This window comes from Streptosporangium sp. NPDC006930 (assembly GCF_040635605.1).
In the GTDB taxonomy this organism is placed as follows: domain Bacteria; phylum Actinomycetota; class Actinomycetes; order Streptosporangiales; family Streptosporangiaceae; genus Streptosporangium.
In genome coordinates this window covers 17248-36427 of the sequence record NZ_JBEYID010000004.1, presented here as the reverse complement: position 1 = coordinate 36427, position 19180 = coordinate 17248, and the positions used below count along the sequence as shown (strand labels likewise).

16 protein-coding genes are annotated in these 19180 nt (G+C 70.9%); 8 read left to right on the top strand and 8 right to left on the bottom strand.

All coding sequences use genetic code 11. From position 1 onward, the window contains the following. Nucleotide 1 precedes the first annotated feature (1 nt). From ABZ664_RS08845 to ABZ664_RS08835, 3 genes are all read left to right on the top strand, one after another. Complete coding sequence (locus ABZ664_RS08845) at nt 2-1039, top strand: alcohol dehydrogenase catalytic domain-containing protein (protein WP_362505235.1); 1038 nt, start codon at nt 2-4, stop codon at nt 1037-1039. Between the two features lie 112 nt (nt 1040-1151). After that, nucleotides 1152-3068 (top strand): S9 family peptidase, encoded by a 1917-nt coding sequence (locus ABZ664_RS08840; RefSeq protein ID WP_362505232.1) that lies wholly within the window; start codon nt 1152-1154, stop codon nt 3066-3068. A 159-nt stretch (nt 3069-3227) separates the two neighbouring features. After that, nucleotides 3228-4202 (top strand): aldo/keto reductase, encoded by a 975-nt coding sequence (locus tag ABZ664_RS08835; protein ID WP_362505229.1) that lies wholly within the window; start codon nt 3228-3230, stop codon nt 4200-4202. A gap of 275 nt (nt 4203-4477) precedes the next feature. Here the strand turns inward: ABZ664_RS08835 and ABZ664_RS08830 are convergent, their stop codons facing one another. Genes ABZ664_RS08830 through ABZ664_RS08820 form a run of 3 tightly spaced genes read right to left on the bottom strand, consistent with a single transcriptional unit; the run spans nt 4478 to nt 6074 of the window. Beyond that, nucleotides 4478-4750 (bottom strand): DUF6510 family protein, encoded by a 273-nt coding sequence (locus tag ABZ664_RS08830; RefSeq protein ID WP_362505226.1) that lies wholly within the window; start codon nt 4748-4750, stop codon nt 4478-4480. Then, complete coding sequence (locus tag ABZ664_RS08825; RefSeq protein ID WP_362505223.1) at nt 4747-5505, bottom strand: ferredoxin reductase; 759 nt, start codon at nt 5503-5505, stop codon at nt 4747-4749. The genes ABZ664_RS08830 and ABZ664_RS08825 overlap by 4 nt, the downstream gene beginning before the upstream one ends. After that, entirely contained in the window at nt 5475-6074 is a 600-nt protein-coding gene (locus ABZ664_RS08820) for a sulfite oxidase-like oxidoreductase (protein WP_362506303.1), read from the bottom strand. The genes ABZ664_RS08825 and ABZ664_RS08820 overlap by 31 nt, the downstream gene beginning before the upstream one ends. Nucleotides 6075-6439: 365 nt before the next feature. On the opposite strand from ABZ664_RS08820, the gene ABZ664_RS08815 reads away from it, so the two are divergent. Beyond that, nucleotides 6440-7003, top strand: coding sequence for a DUF4142 domain-containing protein (locus tag ABZ664_RS08815; RefSeq protein WP_362505220.1), 564 nt, complete (start codon nt 6440-6442; stop codon nt 7001-7003). Nucleotides 7004-7008: 5 nt separating this feature from the next. Here the strand turns inward: ABZ664_RS08815 and ABZ664_RS08810 are convergent, their stop codons facing one another. Then, nucleotides 7009-8031 (bottom strand): substrate-binding domain-containing protein, encoded by a 1023-nt coding sequence (locus ABZ664_RS08810; protein ID WP_362505216.1) that lies wholly within the window; start codon nt 8029-8031, stop codon nt 7009-7011. Next, entirely contained in the window at nt 8015-10480 is a 2466-nt protein-coding gene (locus ABZ664_RS08805) for a glycoside hydrolase family 3 N-terminal domain-containing protein (RefSeq protein ID WP_362505213.1), read from the bottom strand. Before ABZ664_RS08805 ends, ABZ664_RS08810 begins: the two co-directional genes overlap by 17 nt. Nucleotides 10481-10828: 348 nt before the next feature. Between ABZ664_RS08805 and ABZ664_RS08800 the strand changes: the two genes are divergently transcribed. Genes ABZ664_RS08800 through ABZ664_RS08790 form a run of 3 tightly spaced genes read left to right on the top strand, consistent with a single transcriptional unit; the run spans nt 10829 to nt 14034 of the window. Next, nucleotides 10829-12184, top strand: coding sequence for an extracellular solute-binding protein (locus ABZ664_RS08800; protein ID WP_362505210.1), 1356 nt, complete (start codon nt 10829-10831; stop codon nt 12182-12184). Continuing rightward, the gene (locus ABZ664_RS08795; RefSeq protein ID WP_362505207.1) at nt 12181-13107 is read left to right on the top strand and encodes a sugar ABC transporter permease; all 927 of its coding nucleotides are present in this window, start codon (nt 12181-12183) and stop codon (nt 13105-13107) included. Before ABZ664_RS08800 ends, ABZ664_RS08795 begins: the two co-directional genes overlap by 4 nt. A gap of 3 nt (nt 13108-13110) precedes the next feature. Further along, nucleotides 13111-14034: a carbohydrate ABC transporter permease gene (locus ABZ664_RS08790; protein ID WP_362505204.1), complete on the top strand. Its 924-nt coding sequence runs from the start codon at nt 13111-13113 to the stop codon at nt 14032-14034. 68 nt (nt 14035-14102) lie between these two features. Here ABZ664_RS08790 and ABZ664_RS08785 read toward each other — a convergent pair whose 3' ends face one another. After that, the gene (locus ABZ664_RS08785; RefSeq protein WP_362505201.1) at nt 14103-15611 is read right to left on the bottom strand and encodes an alpha-N-arabinofuranosidase; all 1509 of its coding nucleotides are present in this window, start codon (nt 15609-15611) and stop codon (nt 14103-14105) included. 287 nt (nt 15612-15898) lie between these two features. On the opposite strand from ABZ664_RS08785, the gene ABZ664_RS08780 reads away from it, so the two are divergent. Beyond that, on the top strand, nt 15899-16858 hold the full coding sequence (locus tag ABZ664_RS08780) for a TAXI family TRAP transporter solute-binding subunit (RefSeq protein WP_362505198.1): 960 nt from the start codon (nt 15899-15901) through the stop codon (nt 16856-16858). Between the two features lie 156 nt (nt 16859-17014). On the opposite strand, the gene ABZ664_RS08775 is transcribed toward ABZ664_RS08780, so the two are convergent. Both ABZ664_RS08775 and ABZ664_RS08770 read right to left on the bottom strand, forming a co-directional pair. Continuing rightward, nucleotides 17015-18484 carry a HAMP domain-containing sensor histidine kinase gene (locus ABZ664_RS08775; RefSeq protein ID WP_362505195.1) on the bottom strand — a complete coding sequence of 490 codons (1470 nt, stop codon included), beginning with the start codon at nt 18482-18484 and terminating at the stop codon, nt 17015-17017. A gap of 6 nt (nt 18485-18490) precedes the next feature. After that, on the bottom strand, nt 18491-19174 hold the full coding sequence (locus ABZ664_RS08770) for a response regulator transcription factor (protein ID WP_362505192.1): 684 nt from the start codon (nt 19172-19174) through the stop codon (nt 18491-18493). Nucleotides 19175-19180: the final 6 nt, after the last annotated feature.

Here is a 19180-nt window from a genome sequence, read left to right as displayed (position 1 = left end):
GGTGCGAGCGGTGCTTTTCGACGCCTTCGGGGCCGATCCAGAGGTCCGGGAGGTGCCCGCCCCCGAACCTCCGCCCGGTGGAGCGGTGATCCGCGTGGAGGCCACCGGGCTCTGCCGGAGCGACTGGCACGGCTGGCAGGGTCACGACCCCGACATCCGGGTCCTCCCCCACGTGCCGGGGCACGAGTTCGCCGGGGTCGTCGAGGCGGTGGGCACCGGCGTCGCCTCGTGGCGGCCGGGCGACCGGGTGACCGTCCCCTTCGTCTGCGCCTGCGGCTCCTGCCCGGCCTGCCTCTCCGGTGACCAGCAGGTCTGCGAACGCCAGACCCAGCCGGGGTTCACCCGCTGGGGCTCCTTCGCCGAGTACGTGGCCGTCGATCACGCGGACGTGAACCTCGTACGGCTCCCCGAGGAGATGTCCTTCACCACCGCCGCGAGCCTGGGCTGCCGCTTCGCCACCTCCTACCGCGCCGTGACCGCCGTGGGCCGGGTACGGCCGGACGAGTGGGTGGCCGTGCACGGCTGTGGCGGCGTGGGGCTCTCCGCCGTCATGATCGCCGCCGCGGCCGGGGCCCGGGTGGTCGCCGTGGACGTCTCGGCGGGAGCCCTGGAGCTGGCCCGGCGCTTCGGCGCCGTCGCCTGCGTCGGAGCCGAACCACCCGAGGCCGACATCCCCGCGCGGGTCAGGGAGCTGACCTCGGGCGGGGCCCACGTCTCCATCGACGCGCTCGGCAGTCCCGGGACGTGCGTGGCCTCGATCGAGAGCCTGCGCCGCCGTGGACGCCACGTCCAGATCGGCCTGCTGCCAGGACTCACCCCGCTCCCGATGGGCCGGGTGATCGGCTACGAGCTCGAACTCCTCGGCAGCCACGGCATGGCCGCCCACGCCTACCCGGCGATGCTGGAGGCCGTCGCCGACGGCGCCCTGAGCCCGGATGCCCTACTCACCCGCTCCATCGGCCTGGAGGAGGCCGGAGCGGCGCTCGCCTCGATCGGCTCCGTTCCCGGCGTCACGATGATCCTGCCGTCCCCGCGCTGAGGGGTGAGGCGGGAACCCCGGACACGGGGAAGGCTCCGGCGCGGGCCGAAAGCCGCTTGAGAGCGCGCCTGCCAAAGCACGCGCGCAGTCAACGGAGATAGCTTTACTGGTTATGCGTCCTGAAGACCTCGCCCAGCTCACCGTTCCGGGGAGCGTCACGCTCCACGGTGACCTCCTCCTCGTCGACCTGGCCGGTCCCGACCCGGAGGCAGACGCCTACCTGGGAGGTCTGTGGCGGGTGCCCGCCGACGGCCCGCCCGTCAGGTTCACCTTCGGTGAGCGCGACAGCGCACCACGCATCTCCCCCGACGGCGCCTGGGTCGCCTTCCTGCGCTCCGGCGCCACCGAAGGGAGCCGCCCGCAGCTGTATGTGATGCCCACCGGCGGCGGCGAGGCCCGGCCGATCACCGATCTGCCTTTGGGCGCGGGCGTCCCGGTCTGGGCCCCGGACTCCCGCCGGATCGCGTTCGTCGCCCGGGTCGCCGAGCCCGGCCGGTACGGCACGCAGGAGGGTGTGAGCGCCGTCGCCGAGGCACCTCGCCGAATCACCGGGCTGCGCTACCGGACCGACGGGGTCGGCTTCACCTTCGACCGGCCACAGAGCCTGTTCGTGGTGAACGCCCTCGCCGACGTCCCGCGACCGGTACGGCTGACCGAGGGTCCCTACGACGTGGACTGCCCCGGCTGGACGCCGGACGGCGAGCACGTGCTGGTCTCGGCTCCCCGCGACCTCGACGGCGAGAGCCTGTACACGGACGTGTACGCGGTTCCCTCCGGTGGGGGCGCCCCGATCCTCGCGGTGCGCAGCGACGGCTCCGCCGAGCAGCCCGTCGCCCTGCCGGGCGGGGAGGTGCTCTATCTCGGTACGGCGTTCTCCGGCATCGACGCGGTGGCCCGCAACGCGGGCCTGTACCGCGCGCCGCTGCGGATCGGCGGCGCCGGCGAGAGCGGCGGGGCGGTGGCCGGGACCCGGCTGACCGAGGAGGAGTCGGTGGACTGCGACTCGCTGCCTCCCGTACCCGGAAAGGACGGCGTCCTGGTCGTGGTGCGGACGCGCGGCGCGGTCGAGCTGCGCCTGGTGCCCTCCGGTGCCCTCGACGCGCCGCTGGAGGAGCTCGTCGTGGTCCTGGGTGAGCGGGCGAGCGTGAAGGCGTTCACCGTCTGCGGGGAGAGGGTGGTCGCGGTGGTGTCCACGCCCGCGAGCCCCGGCGAGGTGGTCACTCCCGACGGGGCACTGACCGACTTCTCCGGCACCCTCACCGGGATCAGGCCGCTGCGTGAGATCACCGCCGTCTCCGCCGACGGCTACCCGGTGCACGGCTGGCTCGCCCTGCCCGAGGGCGACGGGCCGCACCCGGTCCTGCTGAACGTGCACGGCGGCCCTTTCCACCAGCACGGGTGGGCGTTCCTGGACGAGACCCAGATCTACGCGGGCGCCGGGTACGCGGTGGTCCTGCCCAATCCTCGCGGCTCCTGCGGGTACGGCCAGGAACACGGCCGATCGGTGATCGGCGCGCTGGGCACCGTGGACGCCGACGACGTGCTCGCCCTGCTGGACGCGGCGCTGGCCACTCCCGAGTGCGACGCTGAGCGGGTGGGCGTGATGGGCGGCTCCTACGGCGGCTTCATGACGAGCCATCTCGCCGCCCACCACGGGAGCCGGTTCAGGGCCGCCTGGAGCGAGCGCGCGGTCAACGCCTGGGACTCCTTCACCGGCTCCTCCGACATCGGCTGGTTCTTCGCCGACGCCTACTGCGGCCCCGATCCGGAGGCCCAGCGCGCGATGAGCCCCCTCTACCGGGCCGACCGGATCACCCTGCCGTTCGCCGTGGTCCACTCCGAGGACGACCTGCGCTGTCCGGTCGAGCAGGCGCAGCGGATGTTCGTCGCGCTGCGCCGCAACGGCGTCCCCACCGAGTTTCTCCTCTTTCCCGGCGAGGGGCACGAGCTCACGCGCAGCGGCCGCCCAAGGCACCGCCTGCAGCGCTTCGAGGCCGTCCTGGAGTGGTGGTCCCGTCACCTGTCCTGATCCTCCGGCGTGGAGTGCGAGCCCAGGAGAGACCGGGGCGGGAAAACCGCTGCCTCAGGTCTGCGCGCCCATCCGCGGGGAACGGCGGCGGGTGGGCGAACCGCTCGGAGGCTGCGGTCGTAGGGTGGGCTCAGGCTCTTGAAGATCGGGAGGTTTGACATGGAATACGTGCGCCTGGGGTCCACCGGTTTGAAGGTGTCGAGGATCTGCCTTGGCATGATGAGCTACGGCGACCCCGCCAAATGGGGTGAATGGGTTCTCGACGAGGCCGCGGCCGAGCCGATCGTGCGCCGGGCGGCCGAGGCGGGGGTGACGTTCTTCGACACCGCCGACGTCTACTCGTTCGGCGCCAGCGAGGAGGTCACCGGCCGCCTGCTCGCCAGGATCTTCCCCGGCAGGGACGACTACGTGCTCGCCACGAAGGTGTGCCTGCCGATGAGCGAGGGCGTCAACGACGGCGGCCTGTCGCGCAAGCACATCCTCTCCTCGATCGACGCCTCGCTGCGCCGCCTGGGCACCGACTACGTGGACCTGTACCAGATCCACCGCTGGGACCCCGACACGCCGATCGAGGAGACCATGGAGGCCCTGCACGACGTGGTCCGCGCCGGCAAGGTCCGATACATCGGTGCCTCCAGCATGTACGCCTGGCAGTTCGCGAAGGCGCAGCACACCGCCGAGATCCACGGCTGGACAAAGTTCGTGTCGATGCAAAATCATCACAATCTTCTTTACCGGGAAGAGGAGCGGGAGATGAACCCGCTCTGCCTCGACCAGGGCATCGGCCTGATCCCGTGGAGCCCGCTGGCCAGGGGCCTGCTGGCCCGCGCCGGATCCGAGGAGGTCACCACCCGGGCGGGCAGCGACCCCCGCATCGAGGCCCTCTACGACGACGCCGACAACGACCGTCTGATCCTCGACCGGGTCGCCCAGGTGGCCGGAGAGCGCGAGGTCGCTCCCGCACGGGTGGCGCTGTCCTGGCTGCTGCACCAGCCGGGCATCTCGGCCCCGATCGTGGGCGCGACCAAGGACGGGCATGTGGACGACGCGGTCGCCGCGGTGGACCTGTCCCTCACCGAGAAGGAACTCGCCTTCCTCGCCGAGCCGTACCGCCCCCGGGCCGTCAAGCTCTGACGTCGCCTCACCCGGCAGGGCTCTCAGCGCGGCGTCGCTCCAGGCCGGGTGAGGGGACGCGGCGTCGCTCCAGGCCGGGTGAGGGGACGCGGCGTCGCTCCAGGCCGGGTGAGGGGAGGCGGCGTCGGCGCGGGAGAGTGCCGGCCGGTCACCGATCCGAGGACCGGCGGTCCGGCTCCTGTCGGTCACGCCGGACGAAGGGCCCGGATCGCCACCGTGACGCCCCGGGCTCCCCGGTGCCGCGTTCCTCGAATGTCCGGAATGATGTCAGCCGCTCAGGAGTCGGCGGGCAGCTCGAACTGGACGCACGTCATGCCGCGCATGTCCAGCCATGCCCGCCCCTGTGCCCTCACGAGCCGGAAGACGACCTCCTCGCACCCGGGGCAGCGGGCCACCAGACCCGGGGCGTGGGTGTAGAGGATCGCCTCGGCCAGTGTGAGGCTTCGCGCGCAGCCGGAGCACCAGCCGGTGGCGGCGGTCAGGTCGACGGCGAACACGTCGCGCAGTGCTCCGCCCGCCGCGTTTCCGTCGAGGTGGTCCTGGCTCATGATGGTCCTCCACTGGGGCCGAAGCGTTCCGTGCGGATCAGGCGGGGGTCGTGCCCCGCCGAGACGAGCAGGCTTGCGACGGTCTCGACGAATCCGGTGGGACCGCACACGAAGACGGCCGGTTTCCGTTCGACGGGCCAGACGGCCTCGGCGAGCAGGGCGGCGTCGACCCGCGCGGGCGGGCGTGCCCAGCCGTCGGGCACCTCGCGCGTGTAGGCGTAGGTGACGTCCAGGCCGGAGCCGTCTGCGCTGTGACGGTCCAGCTCGGCGCGGTAGAGCGCGGAGCCGGGCCCGCGCGTGGAGTACAGCAGCCGGAACGGCGTGCCGACCCCGGCCGAGGCGCGGGCGCGGATCATCGCCATGAGCGGGACGACCCCCGAGCCGCCCGCGACCAGTTGCACCGGCTCGGACGCCTCCGGACGCCAGACGAACCAGCCGCCGATCGGGCCGCGTATCTCCAGCGGGTCACCGGGCGAGAGGACCTGGGCGAGGTAGGGGGAGACCTCACCGTCGGGCAGCGGCTCGACGGTGAGCTCCACGCGTTCCCCGTCCGCGGCGGAGGCGATGGAGTAGGAGCGCTGGGTGGAGTAGCCGTCGGGGGCGGTGAGCCGCACGTCGACGTGCTGGCCGGCGAGGTGGCCGGGCCAGCCGGGAACGTCCAGGGTGATCGTGCGTGCTGCGGAGGTCTCGTCGCGCACGGCGGTGACCGTGGCGACCCTCCAGGTCAGTCGCCCCAGTACCGTTGCTCGCGCCATGGGTCTCCGTAATTGTGATAGCCGACGCCCTCCCAGAATCCTGGCTGGTCCTCGTCGAGGAGCCGGATGTCGCGCACCCACTTGGCGCTCTTCCAGAGGTAGAGGTGCGGCACGAGGAGCCGGGCGGGCCCGCCGTGCTCGGGGGTGATGGGCTCACCCTCGTAGCGGACGGCGATCCAGGCCCGGCCGTCGAGGAGGTCCTCCAGCGGGAGGTTCGTGGTGTAGCCGCCGTAGGAGGTCGCCAGCGCGTATTCCGCGGAGGGCTCCACGCCGTCGAGGAGGGTGTCGAGTGACACGCCCTCCCAGGTGGTGCCGAGCTTGGACCACTTGGTGACGCAGTGCAGGTCGACCGTGAACCGCTCCACGGGCAGCGCGTTGAGCTCCGCCCAGCTCCAGCGGACGACCTCGCCGGTCTCGGTGGTGACGCCGAGGCTCCAGTCGTCGGTGGAGACCAGGGGCGTGGGTCCGGCCGACAGGACGGGGAAGTCCTCCGTGAGGTACTGCCCCGGCGGCAGGTCCGGGTTGCCGGCGCGACGGCGGCCGAAGAACCCGGGCGAGACGATACCGATGACGCCCACCTCCCACTGTCCGGCCGCTGTCCGGCAGGTCATGACGATCGTGGTGTCCCCTCGAACGAGTCTCGAGCGGACGGATCACGCGAACAGGGTAAATCTCATCACATTTAGCCACGGCCCGTGTCATCCGGGGAGGTCCGGCGCGTTTTCTGGCGCCGGACCGGACATCCGATCCCCACCGTCCGGTCACTCGACCAGGCAGGCGCGGCGGGCACGGGATTGGCCTGCTCCACCAACGGGCACCATATGCGTACTTTCCATAAGATTTACTACTTATAGCGTCATATCAACCTATATATGCATATATGAGAAGAGAGAAGGCGTCAGTTCTGACCGTGAATTGATCGACGGAGGATCCGATGACTCGAAAGGCGATCATCATGCTGGCCATCGCCATGGCGGCGACAGGCGGCACGGCCGACCTCGGCGCCGCCTCCGCTCCCCCGCCGCCCAGCCGGCAGGATCGGGAATTCCTCGTCCAGGCGCACCAGGGCAGCCTGTTCGAGATCGAGGCGGGTCTCGCCGTCACCGGGAAGACCGACGACCAGAATGATCGGGAGGCCGGAAAGGCCGTGCGCGTGCTGGGGGCGAAGCTGGTCGCCGACCACACGAAGCTCGACAGGACCATACGGCAGGTGGCCGACCAGCTGGGCGTGAAGCTCCCCGGTGAGCCCAGCGAGGTGCAGCGCCGGCGCCTCAAGGAGGTGATGGCGTTGAGCGGGATGGAGTTCGACAGGGCCTGGATCGGTATGGAGATCGCCAACCACCGCGAGGGGGTCGCCCTCGTGAAGAGGGAGATCGACAACGGCTCCGCCCCCATGGTGAAGAAACTCGCCGTCCTCACCGACCGCGTCGTGCGGGAGCACCTGGAGATGCTCCTCCAGATCGAGAAGGCGATCGTCCCCAGCCCTTCGAAGAGCTGAGGCGCTCAGCCCCTGCCGGGTGCGGTGGTGGAGCCGCGCACCACCAGTTCGGTGGCGAGTTCGACGTGGTGGGAGTCGACCCGCTCCCCCGCCGCCAGGCGCAGGGCCGTGCGTACGGCGACCCCGCCCATCTCCCGCAGCGGCTGGCGCACAGTCGTCAGCGGGGGCGAGGCCATCCGGGCGACCTGGGTGTCGTCGAAGCCGACGATACTGAGGTCCTCGGGCACCCGCAGCCCTCGCGCCCTGGCCGCCTCCAGCACGCCGAGCGCGATCTCGTCGCAGCCGGTGAAGATGGCGGTGGGGAGCTCAGGCAGGTCGAACAGGGCCGTGCCGCCCCTCACCCCCTCCTGGTAGTGGAAGGGCCCCTCCCGTACGTGACTCGGGGGGACCGGGGCGCCCGCGGCCTCCATCGCCGCGCGGTAGCCGTGGAGACGGGCCTGGTTGCAGGCGGCGGTGGCCGGGCCGCCGAGGTAGGCGATGCGCCGGTGCCCGAGTGCGAGCAGGTGCTGTGTCGCGACCAGTCCTCCGGCGAAGTTCGTCGAGCCGACGCTGACGACTCCCCTGGTCTGCGGCATGTTCAGGGGGTCGATCACGACCAGCGGTAGCCGTGCCCGGGACAGGGCGCCGAGCTGCTCGGCGGTCAGCTCGCTGGTGATGGCGATCACGGCCCGCCGTCCGGCCGCGGCGAGGCCGCGCGCCCAGGTCCCGGCGCGGTCGGCGTTCGTGCGGATGCTCACCACGATCGCCGCGTCGGCCTCGGCACGCACCGCGCCCTGAACGATCTCGGTCGAGTACGGGTTGAGATCGGCGTTGAGCTCCACCTCGAGCGTGGCCGGCACGGCCGCGTCGCCCCGGCGGCGCTGCGACAGCGAGACGTAGTCGTGCTCCTCCAGCAACGACTCCACGAGGGAGCGGGTCACCGGGGAGACGTCACCTCGGCCGTTGAGCACCTTGGACACGGTCGCGACCGACACCCCCGCCGAGGCCGCGACCGTGGCCAGCGTGGCCCTCCTAGGACTTGCCGGCATCTGTTCTCCCTTGCTGTGCGGCGGAAGCGCCCGGAGCGGGTTCCACGTCCACCCGGGTGACCAGTCGCCGGTCCACGCCGACGTGACGCGGCGGACCGGTCAGGGTCACGCGGCCCCGGCAGGGCAGGTCGGACGCCGACGCGCCCACGAACACCTCAAGATCCCCCGGCTCCACGACGCGCCGCAGGTCGCGTCCGGTGAACGCGGTCCTGTCGGCGGACACGGTGAAGGTCGCCAGTGCGCTCGCGCCGGGCTCCAGCCTGACCCTGGTGAATCCGGTGAGCTGTAGCACCGGCCGGGTGACCTGGGCGATCACGTCGTGCAGGAAGAGCTGCACGACCTCCTCGCCCACCCGGCTCCCGGTGTTGCGCACCCGCACCGACACGGTGAACTCCCCGTCGGTGGGCACCTCGGCGTCGCTGATCCTCAAGGAGTCGATCGCGAAGGTGGTGTACGAGGCACCGTGCCCGAACGGGAACAGCGGGGTCGGGTCGAGGTTGCTGATGCCCTGGCTGTTGGCGCCCAGCGGCGGCTGCAGGTAGGTGCCGGGCTGCCCGCCAGGGCCGCGCGGGATCTGCACCGGCAGCTTCCCGCTGGGCTGCACCCGGCCGGACAGGACCCCGGCGATGGCCGCTCCGCCCTCCTCCCCGGGCATGAACGCCTGGACGAGCGCGGCGGCCGTCTTCGACACCTCGCCCAGCGCGTACGGGCGACCCGAGACGACGACCACCACGACCGGCGTGCCGGTGGCGGCGAGCTCGGCCAGCAGGTCCTCCTGCGCACCGGGCAGCCGCAGGTCCTCGGCGTCGCAGCCTTCGCCCGACGTACCGAGCCCGAACATCCCCGCCAGGTCGCCGACGACGGCCACGCACACGTCGGCCTCGCGAGCCGCCCGGGTCGCGGCGGCGAAGCCGGAGCGGTCCTCGCTCCGCACCTCGCAGCCCTGCTCGTGGATCAGCTCGGCACCGGGCAACTCGGCCCGCAGCGCGTCGAGCAGGCTGGGCGCGTCCACGCCGAGCCCGAGTCCCGGATGGCGGGGCAGCACGTGGTTGGGGAAGGCGTAGCAGCCCATGAAGGTGCGCGGGTCGTCGGCGCAGGGGCCGACCACGGCCACCCGGCGCGGCTCAGGACGCCCCTCGCCGAGCAGCGGCAGCGCGGTGCCCGCGTCGAGCAGCACGATCGACCGTTCGGCCAGCTCCCTGGCGAGTGCCCGGTTGTCCGGCGAGTCGAGGTCCACGTCCGCCGCCTGGGCGACCGACCTCTCCGGGGTCCAGTCCGGATCCAGCAGTCCGAGCGTCACCTTCTGGGTGAGCAGGCGCCGGGCGGCCCGGTCGACCAGGGACTCCGGCAGCTCGCCCCGCCGCACCCGTTCGACGAGGTGCCGGCCGAAGCCGAGCGTGTCGGGCAGTTCGACGTCGAGGCCCGCGCTCAGCGCCTGCACCCCGGCCTCGTCGGTGTCCGCGGCGACCTGGTGCATCGTCGCGAGGAACGGGATCGCCCAGTAGTCCGACACCACCGTCCCGGTGAAGCCCCACTCGTCGCGCAGCAGGTCGGTCAGCAGCCACGAGTCGGCCGCGGCGGGAACACCGTCCACGTCGGAGTAGGAGTTCATGACCGAACGCGCGCCCCCCTCGACGAGAGCGGTCTCGAAAGGCGGCAGGACCATGTCCATCAGCTCGCGCCGCCCCATCGGCACCGGGCCGTGGTTGCGGGCCGCCCGGGAGGCGGAGTAGCCGGCGAAGTGCTTGAGGGTGGCGATGACCCCGGCGTTCTCCAGGCCGCGCACGTAGGCCGCGCCGAGCATCGCGACGAGGTACGGATCCTCGCCCATCGTCTCCTCGACCCGGCCCCAGCGGTAGTCGCGCACCACGTCCAGCACCGGTGACAGGCCCTGGTGGACGCCCACGGCGCGCATGTCCCGTCCGATGGCGGCGGCCATCCGCTCCACCAGGTCCGGGTCGAACGTCGCCCCCCAGGCGATGGCCGCGGGGTAAACGGTCGCGCCATAAGTAGTGAAACCGGTCAGACACTCCTCGTGGACCAGCGCCGGGATGCCGAGCCGGGAGTGCTTCACCACCTCGGACTGCAGCCGTACCACCTCCGCGGCGCCCTCCGCCGCGGTCACCGGAGCACTGCCGAACACCCGCGTCAGGTGACCGAGCCCGTGGCGGATCGTCTCCTCGAAGGGCACGCTTCCCGAGGCCGCGAAAACGTCCTGCATCGGGGCGACGTTCGCCGTGCCCTCGCGACTCTCCTGACTCTCCTGGGGCTCCCCGCCCTGCTCAGCCCCCATGACGTTGCCCGGCCACCGGCTGCCGAGCTGGCCGACCTTCTCCTCCAGGGTCATCTCCGCAAGAAGGGCGTCGACCCGATCCGCCACGGGGAGTGCCGGGTCCTGCCACGGACGGAGGACCAGGCCCTTCGTGGAGGTCCCATCTAGCGCCGTCATCTGCTCTCCTCAAGAAAAACCCGCACCGCAACCCATTCGAAACTTTTCGGTGTGCCACGAAAGCTCTACCCGAATCCTGCCGCAAACGATACGACCAGGAAAAGTCCAGATGAGAGTACCTTACATAGCGCACATACCAAGCTCATCCCGACATGCGATGACCTCTTGACACGCAACTATCTGAAATCTAAATTGACGTGCCACGCGGTCTGTTTCGGAAATGTTTCGACATGTCAGGCGCAAGAGCGGATGCCTGACAGCGGGGGTGCTGATCCACGACCTACGGCCGCCACCGATTTTTCACACGGAGCCTCGCCCAGCCTCGGCATTCGACATACGGAGATCAGCGTGGAGTCAACGACACCATCTCGCCGCACCTTCCTCGCCCTTTCCATGGGCCTCCCTCTGGGAGCCGCGCTGGCGGCCTGCGGCACTTCCGGCCCCACCCCGGCGGGAGGGACCGGAACCGGCGGCAGCGGCGGGAACGCCGCGAGCAAGGCCACCTACTGGTTCCTGTCGAACCAGCCGCAGGAGGGTGTGCGCACCAGGGCCGTGGAGCGGTTCAACAAGGCCAACCCCAACGGTCAGATCGACTTCACGGCCATGCAGAACGACGCCTACAAGACGAAGATCAAGACGGCGATCGGAGCCGGCCAGGCCCCCACCATCATCTGGGGCTGGGGCGGCGGGACCCTGCGCACGTACGTGCAGGCCAACCAGGTCGAGGACCTCACCCCGTGGTTCGAGGAGAACAAGGCCGTGAAGGACCGGCTGTTCTCCTCCTCCTTCGGCGCGGCCACGATCGACGGCAAGATCTACGCGATGCCGGCCGAGACGATGCAGCCCATCATCCTGTTCTACAACAAGAAGGTGTTCGAGCAGGTCGGCGTGGAGCCGCCGAAGTCGTGGGGCGACATCATGGCCCTCGTCCCCAAGTTCAACGCCGCGGGCATCGCCCCGTTCTCCCTCGGCGGCCAGTCGCGCTGGACGAACATGATGTGGCTGGAGTTCCTCTTCGACCGCATCGGCGGCCCCGAGGTGTTCCAGGCCGTGTTCGACGGCGAGAAGGACGCCTGGTCCCACCCCGCCGCCATCGAGGCCCTGACCAAGATGCAGGAGCTCATCAAGGCGAACGGGTTCATCAAGGGCTTCTCCTCCATCACGGCCGACTCCAACGCCGACCAGGCCCTGCTGTACACCGGCAAGGCCGCGATGATGCTGCACGGCGGCTGGACGTACGGCAGCATGTCCGCCGACGGCGGCGACTTCGTCTCCGGCGGCCACCTCGGCTACATGAACTTCCCGCCGGTCGAGGGCGGCAAGGGCGACCCCGGCAACACCGTCGGCAACCCCGGCCAGTACCTGTCGATCTCCTCCAAGGCGACTCCCGAGCAGAAGGAGATCGCCAAGAAGTTCTTCGCCACCGCCGTGCTGAACGACGAGGACGTCAAGGAGTGGGCGGGCACGGGCGCGGTGCCGATCGTCAACGGCGCCGACAGCGCGTTCGCCGGTTCCAAGGACGAGGAGTTCCTGAAGTTCGTCTACGGCATCGCCAGCAACGCCAAGGCTTTCGCCCAGTCCTGGGACCAGGCGCTCAGCCCCACCGCGGCCGAGGTGCTCCTGGACAACATCGCCAAGCTGTTCCAGCTGTCGATCACGCCTGAGGAGTTCGCCTCCAACCTGAACGCGGTCATCGGCAGTTGAGCGCGCTAACCTCCCCCGCCAGAAGAGGGAGGCCGTCGGCCGCCACGCGAAGGAACCACAGCGCCATCCTTCCGTGGCTGGCCGTACCGGCCCTGCTGATCTTCACCGCCTTCGGGGTAATCCCGCTGCTCGGGGTCCTGTTCCTCAGCTTCAGCACCTGGGACCAGGTCGGCGACATCCAGATGTCCGGGCTCACCAGCTGGCGGGCCGTGCTCAGCGACCCCGGCCTACCGCACGCCCTTTGGGTGACGTTGCTGGTGATGGTCGCCTCCTGGGCGGTCCAGACGCCGGCCAGCATCCTGCTCGGGGTGTTCCTGGCCGGGCAGCAGCGCTACCGCGCGCTGCTGGCCGTGCTGTACTTCATCCCGCTGCTGCTGAGCTCGGCCGCCATCGCGATCGCCTACAAGGCGCTGCTCGACCCGAACTTCGGGCTCGGCGCCGGGCTGGGTATCGACCTGCTCGTACAGGACTGGCTCGGCGACCCCGTCCTCGCCTTCAGTGTCGTGATCTTCGTGGTGTCGTGGCAGTTCATCCCCTTCCACTCGCTGCTCTACCAGGGCGGCGTGCGGCAGATCCCGCGCTCCATGTACGAGGCCGCCGAGATAGACGGCGCGGGCCGCGCCCGCAAGTTCTTCAGCATCACGCTGCCGCAGCTCAAGTACACGATCATCACGTCCTCCACCCTCATGGTCGTCGGATCCCTGACCTTCTTCGACCTGATCTTCGTACTGACCGCGGGCGGTCCCGGCGACGCCACCCGGGTGCTCGCCCTGGACATGTACAAGCGCGGGTTCCAGGCCAACCTGATGGGGCCGGCCAGTGCCATCGCCGTCATCCTCGTCCTCGTGGGCCTCGCCCTGGCGTTGTTCCTGCGCAGGCTCGGCGGCCGCGACGCCAACGCCAGCCAGATGGAAGGGGCCTGAACCATGAGCTTGACGACCCCCACGGGGCTCAAGCGGACCGAGACAGTCGGGGCGGGACACCGGCGCCGGCCGCCGGCACGCAACGGGAAGCAGTCGCGGACACTCGGTGAGCGCCCCAACTGGCTGGGCGGGATCGCGGGCTGGCTGTGGCTCGCGGTCGTGATCGTGCCGATCTACTGGATCGTCATCACCAGTTTCAAGGCCCAGAGCAGCTACTACGCCAGCAACCCGCTGGCGCCGCCCACCGAGCCGACCCTCGACAACTACCGGATGGTCGTCGAGTCCGACTTCCCGCTGTACTTCCTCAACAGCCTCATTGTGACCATCGGCGCGGTCGTCCCCGCGGTCGCGGTCGCGTTCATGGCGGCGTACGCGATCGTCCGGGGCAGCACCATCTTCGGCTTCCTGCGCAGGGTGAACTCGCTCTTCCTCATGGGCCTGGCCATCCCGTTGCAGGCGACCATCATCCCGATCTACCTGATCATCATCCGGCTGCAGCTCTACGACTCACTGACGGCGCTGATCCTGCCGTCGATCGCCTTCGCGATCCCGCTGTCGGTGCTGGTCCTGTCGAACTTCATCCGTGACGTGCCCAAGGAGCTGTTCGAGTCGATGCGGCTGGACGGCGCGAGCGAGATGGCGACGCTCTGGCGGCTCGCCCTTCCGCTCACCATGCCGGCCGTCGTGACGGTGACGATCTACAACGCACTGACGGTCTGGAACGGGTTCCTGCTGCCGCTCATCCTCACCCAGAGCCCCGACAAGCGCACGCTTCCGCTCGCGCTGTGGACCTTCCAGGGGCAGTACAGCGTGAACGTACCGGCCGTGCTCGCCTCGGTCGTGCTGACCACGCTGCCCATCCTGGTCCTGTACGTGGTCGGCCGCCGCCAGCTGCTCAGCGGCCTGACGGCAGGGTTCAGCAAGTAGCCGCACCCTGCCGTCCGGCGCCCCTCCCCCCTTGCCGTCGGCGAGCGGACGGCGAACGGACGGACGGGTCAGGCGCGGAGGAGACGGATCACGTTCCACGAGACGGCGGGCAGCGTGATCTCCAGGGTCCCGGCGTCGAGGCGGGCCTCGGTGTTCGTACGGGGGGCCACCGTGTCCGGGGCGTCGGCGGTGTTGCGGGCGTAGGGGTCGGGGCCGGACAGCACCGTGGCCCCGGCGAGCCTCACCGGACCGAGGGCGCGCAGGTCGGCGGTGAGGGTGAGCGGCCGGTCGGTCGAGCGGTTGACGGCGAACAGCGTGGTGGCGCCGCTCTCCTCGTCGTGGGTGGCGACGGCGTCGAGGGCGGCGACCTCTCCGAACCTCGCGGTCTCGTGGGTGGGAGAGGCGGACTCGATCCGCAGCACCTGACCCACCGCGTACCGGGAGGCCTGGGCGAAGGGGTGGAAGGTGGTCTGCCTCCAGGCCCTGCCGCCCGGTTCGGTCATGATGGGGGCGATCACGTTGACCAGCTGGGCCAGGCAGGCGGACGTCACCCTGTCGCTGTGGCGCAGCAGCGAGATCAGCAGCCCGCCGAAGGTCACCGCGTCGGCCAGGTGGTAGTGGTCTTCGAGCAGCGGCGGAGCGACCGGCCAGTCGCGCGGCGGTTCTGCGTTCTGGAAGCGGGACAGGTACCAGACGTTCCACTCGTCGAACGAGATGTTGATCTTCTTCTTGTTTCTGAGCCTGGCGCCCACGCTGTCGGCCGTCGCCACCACCGCGTCGATGAAGTGGTCCATGTCGGCCGCCGAGGCGAGGAAGCTCGCCAGGTCGCCGTCGTGCTCCTCGTAGTAGGCGTGGCAGGAGACGAAGTCCACCAGGTCGTAGGTCTCCTCCAGCACGGTGGACTCCCACGCGCCGAAGGTGGGCATGCCCGAGCCCGAGCTCCCGCAGGCGACGAGTTCCAGGGCCGGGTCGATCATGCGCATGGCGCGGGCGGTCCCGGCGGCCAGCCGCCCGTACTCGCGGGCGCTCATGTGGCCGATCTGCCACGGGCCGTCCATCTCGTTGCCCAGGCACCACATCCGGATGTCGTGCGGCCTTTTGGCGCCGTGGGCGACGCGCAGGTCCGACAGGTGGGTCCCGGACTCGATGTTGCAGTACTCCAGCAGGTCCAGCGCCTCGGCGACTCCCCGGGTGCCGAGGTTGACGGCCATCATCGGCTCCAGCTCGGCCTTGCGCGTCCAGGCGACGAACTCGTCCAGGCCGAACTCGTTGGTCTCCGTGCTGTGCCAGGCCAGGTCGAGCCGCCGGGGCCGTTCGCTCCTGGGGCCGACGCCGTCCTCCCAGCGGTATCCGGACACGAAGTTCCCACCGGGGTAGCGGGCCGTGGTCACGCCCAGCTCGCGGGTGAGCTCCAGCACGTCCCCCCGGAAGCCCTCCTCGTCGGCGGTGGGGTGGCCGGGTTCGTAGATGCCGGTGTAGACACATCGGCCGAGGTGTTCGACGAACGTCCCGAAGGTGCGCCGGTGGACGGGGGCCACCCTGAACGCGGGGTCGAGGGTGAGGTGCGCGGACAGCACGAAGGTCTCCTCATGTGCGACTCATACTGCGACTCATGTGCGACTCATGCGCGACCCGCGCCGGCCTCCGACGCGAGATCGCCAAACTCGTGGATCACCGCAAAGGCGGGCGACTCCAATTGTTGGCGATAACACGAGCGAAAGGCCAGCCGTTGGCCAGGGGAAGAGATCCTCGGACCGGAGCCTCCCGGGGCCTCCCGAAGCCCTCGGCCCGGCGAGAACCTCCTTCTCCGGTTGCCCGGAGGGAAAGATCCGCAGACCGGGGCCGCCGTCCGTATCATCTCCGCATGGCGCTGAATCCGGAGCCGCGGTTCAGCCGGAGGGCGGTGCTCCTTGCCGCCGGAGGGCTGCTCGCCGGCTGCTCCCGGCAGCCCGAGGCCGACAAGGTCCACCTGCGCCTCGCCACCGGGCCGGCGGGGGCGGTGTACCGGCGCATCGGCGGCGCGCTCGCCGAACACGTCTCCGAGCGGGTGCCGGGCGTCACCCTGGTCACCGTGCCGAGCGGGGCGTCGGCCGACAACATCCGGATGCTGCGGGCCGGCGAGGTCCACCTCGGGCTGACGAGCCTGGACGCGTTGATCACGACCGACGGCAGCGCGCCCGAGGGACTCTCGGCGATATGTCGGCTCTACGACAGCCACCTGCATCTCGTGGTCATGGCCGGTTCCGAGATCGGAGAGTTCCGGGATCTCCACGGCAGGCGTGTGTCCCTGGGCGCTCACGACTCGGGCACCGAGTTCACGTCGCTGCGGGTTCTGGAGCTCGGCCGGATGAAGACCGACGTCCGCTACCTCAGCCAGGCCGAGTCGGCGGCGGCGCTGCGCGACGGCGAGATCGACGCGATGTTCTCCCTGACCGGCGTCCCGACACCCGCCGTCACGGAGCTGGCGCGACGCCACCCGATCCGGCTGATCCCGCTGGACGCGCAGGCCGACGCGCTCTTCGCCGCGTTCCCCGGCCCCTACGCTCCGGCCACGATCCCCGCGACCGCCTACACCGGCGTCCCGGCCACCCGCACCGTCGCCGTGCCGAACGTGCTCCTCGTGCGCGACGACCTGCCCGACGGCCTGGTCCACGCCATCACCGACACGATCTTCACGCACACCGGCACGATCATCTCCGCCAGCCGCGACGACGCCGAGGCCGTTCCAGAGGCGTGGCAGATCAACGTGCGTACCGGGATCTCCACCGCGTCGATCCCGCTCCATCCGGGAGCGGCCGCCTGGTTCCGCGACCGCAAGCGCTGACCCCGGGCGGCGGGCCCGCGACGGAACCTGAGTCTTCTCGGGCGCACGACCTCAGACGCGCGAAGGAGCCGGCTTCCCAGGCGCACCATCTCGGACGCCCGAGGGAACCGGCTTTTCCCAGGCGCACCATCTCGGACGCCCGAGGGAACCGGAGCCTCAGGCGCACGAAGGAGCCTGGTCCTCGGTCGGCGACTCCTGTCCCGAGACGGCCGGCAGCGCGACCACCGCGGCGAATCCGCACCCGGCCCCGTCCGGACGCGGCAACCCGTCCTCCAGCCGCAGCTCGCCCCCGGCCGCCCCGACCAGGTCGGCGCAGATCGCCAGCCCCAGGCCGGTCCCCGGCACGTTCTGGTGCCGCGGTGACCGCCAGAACCTGCCCAGCGCCTGGGCCCGCTCGGAGGCGTCGATTCCCTCGCCGTCGTCACGGACGGTGATCGTGACCACGTCTCCGGAGGCGTCGCCGGCGCCCGTACCTCCGGGGACGAATCCGGCCCTCACCTCCACCACCCGCGCGCCCGAGAGCCGCAACGCGTTGCTGATCAGCTCGTCCAGGATGCTGCCCAGCCCGCCCGTCGGCTCCAGCAGCCGCAGCCCCGACGGCACGTCGACCGCCAACCTCTGCCCCGCCGTCGCCGTCAGCGCCTGCCACCGGTCCACCCGGGTCGCCAGCACCGCGTCGAGATCCACCGGCGACGCCGTGCGTATGCTCTCCATCCGCGCGCTGGCCTGCAGCGAGTTCAGCATCCGCTGCATCGCCTTCAGCTCGTCGACGGCGATGTCGTAGACCTGCCGCCCGCCGCCGGTCTCGCGCAGGTGCGGCTCCAGGCTCTCCACGGCGAGCCGGAGGCTGGTGAGCGGATTGCGCAGTTGGTGCGAGGCGTCGGACACGAACGCCCGCTGCCGCTGCACGGCGTTCTCGACCGCGTCCATCATGGTGTTGAACGACTCCGCCAGCCGCCGCAGCTCGACCGGACCGGCCTCGGCGTCCGCCCGGATGGTGAGGTCGCCCCGTGAGATCCGCGAGCTCGCCGCGTCCAGTTCCCGCACCGGCCGCAGCACCCACGCCGACACCGGCCAGGCGACGGCCACCAGCGCGACCAGCGGGAGCAGCCCGAGCCCTGCGAGCCAGGCCCATCGCACGAGGATGCGACGGTGCGTCTTCGACAGGCCGGAGATCGTCACGACGGCTCCGACGACCTCGCTGTCCCTGCCCACCGGCTCCGCGACCACGAGCGCGGAGCCGTCCCACGGAGCCCACTCCCCGGAGGGCTCGGACCTCGCCCCGGCCAGCGCCGCGGTCACGATCCTGGGCAGCGCCCGCTCGGCCCGCGCCGCCCGCCGGTACGCGGCGGCCGGTCCGAGCAGCACCGTGCCCGAGGTGTCGATCACCGCGGCCGGGATGCCGTACAGCTCGTGGTAGCGCGCCAGCTCCTGTTGGAGCGCCTCGGTCCGCCCGGTCGACAGCGCGGTGTCGGCGAGCGAGGCGAACCGGCCGACGTCGTTGAGCCGATCGACGTAGGTCTCCTGCATCTCCCGCTCGGCCACGGTGACGCTGAGCGGCACCCCGAGCGCCGCGACGAGTAGCACCGCGAGGGGGACGAGGACGACGAGCAGGCGACGGTGCACGGCGCGTCAGCCGATCAGCTCCGGCTGGTCGGCCAGGAGCCGATAGCCGACCCCGTGGATCGTGCGGATGAGCACGGCCGGCCCGATCTTGTGCCGCAGCGCCGCGATGTGGGTGTCCAGGGTGCGGCTGGAGGACTCCCAGGTCGCGCCCCAGATCTGGTCGAGGATGACGTCGCGGCTCACCACGTTCGGAGCCCGCCGGGCCAGCAGCAGGAGCAGCTCGAACTCCTTGCGGGTCAGCGTCACGGGCGTGCCGCCGACGGCGACCTCGCGGGTGCCGACGGCGATCCGCATCGGGCCGAGGACGAGTGGCTCGTCGGGGTGGCTCAGCGCGCGGGCCACCCGGGTGCGCCGCAGGACGGCGTCGATCCTGGCCAGCAGCTCCGGTATGCCGAACGGCTTCACGATGTAGTCGTCGGCGCCGGCGCGCAGGCCGCGGACCCGCTCGTGCTCCTCCGATCGTGCCGTCACGGCGATGACCGCGGTCTCCGGGCGGTCGCGCAGCCTGCGGATCACGTCGAGCCCGTCGCCGTCGGGCAGGCCCAGGTCGACGAGAACCACGTCGGAAGGGGCCGCGCGTACGGCCTCCGCCGCGGTGGCGATGCGGTGGACCTCGAAGCCCGCCTGGGCCAGGACGGTGACCAGACCCCGCGCCACGCGGTCGTCATCCTCGATGATGGTGATCCGCATACCGGC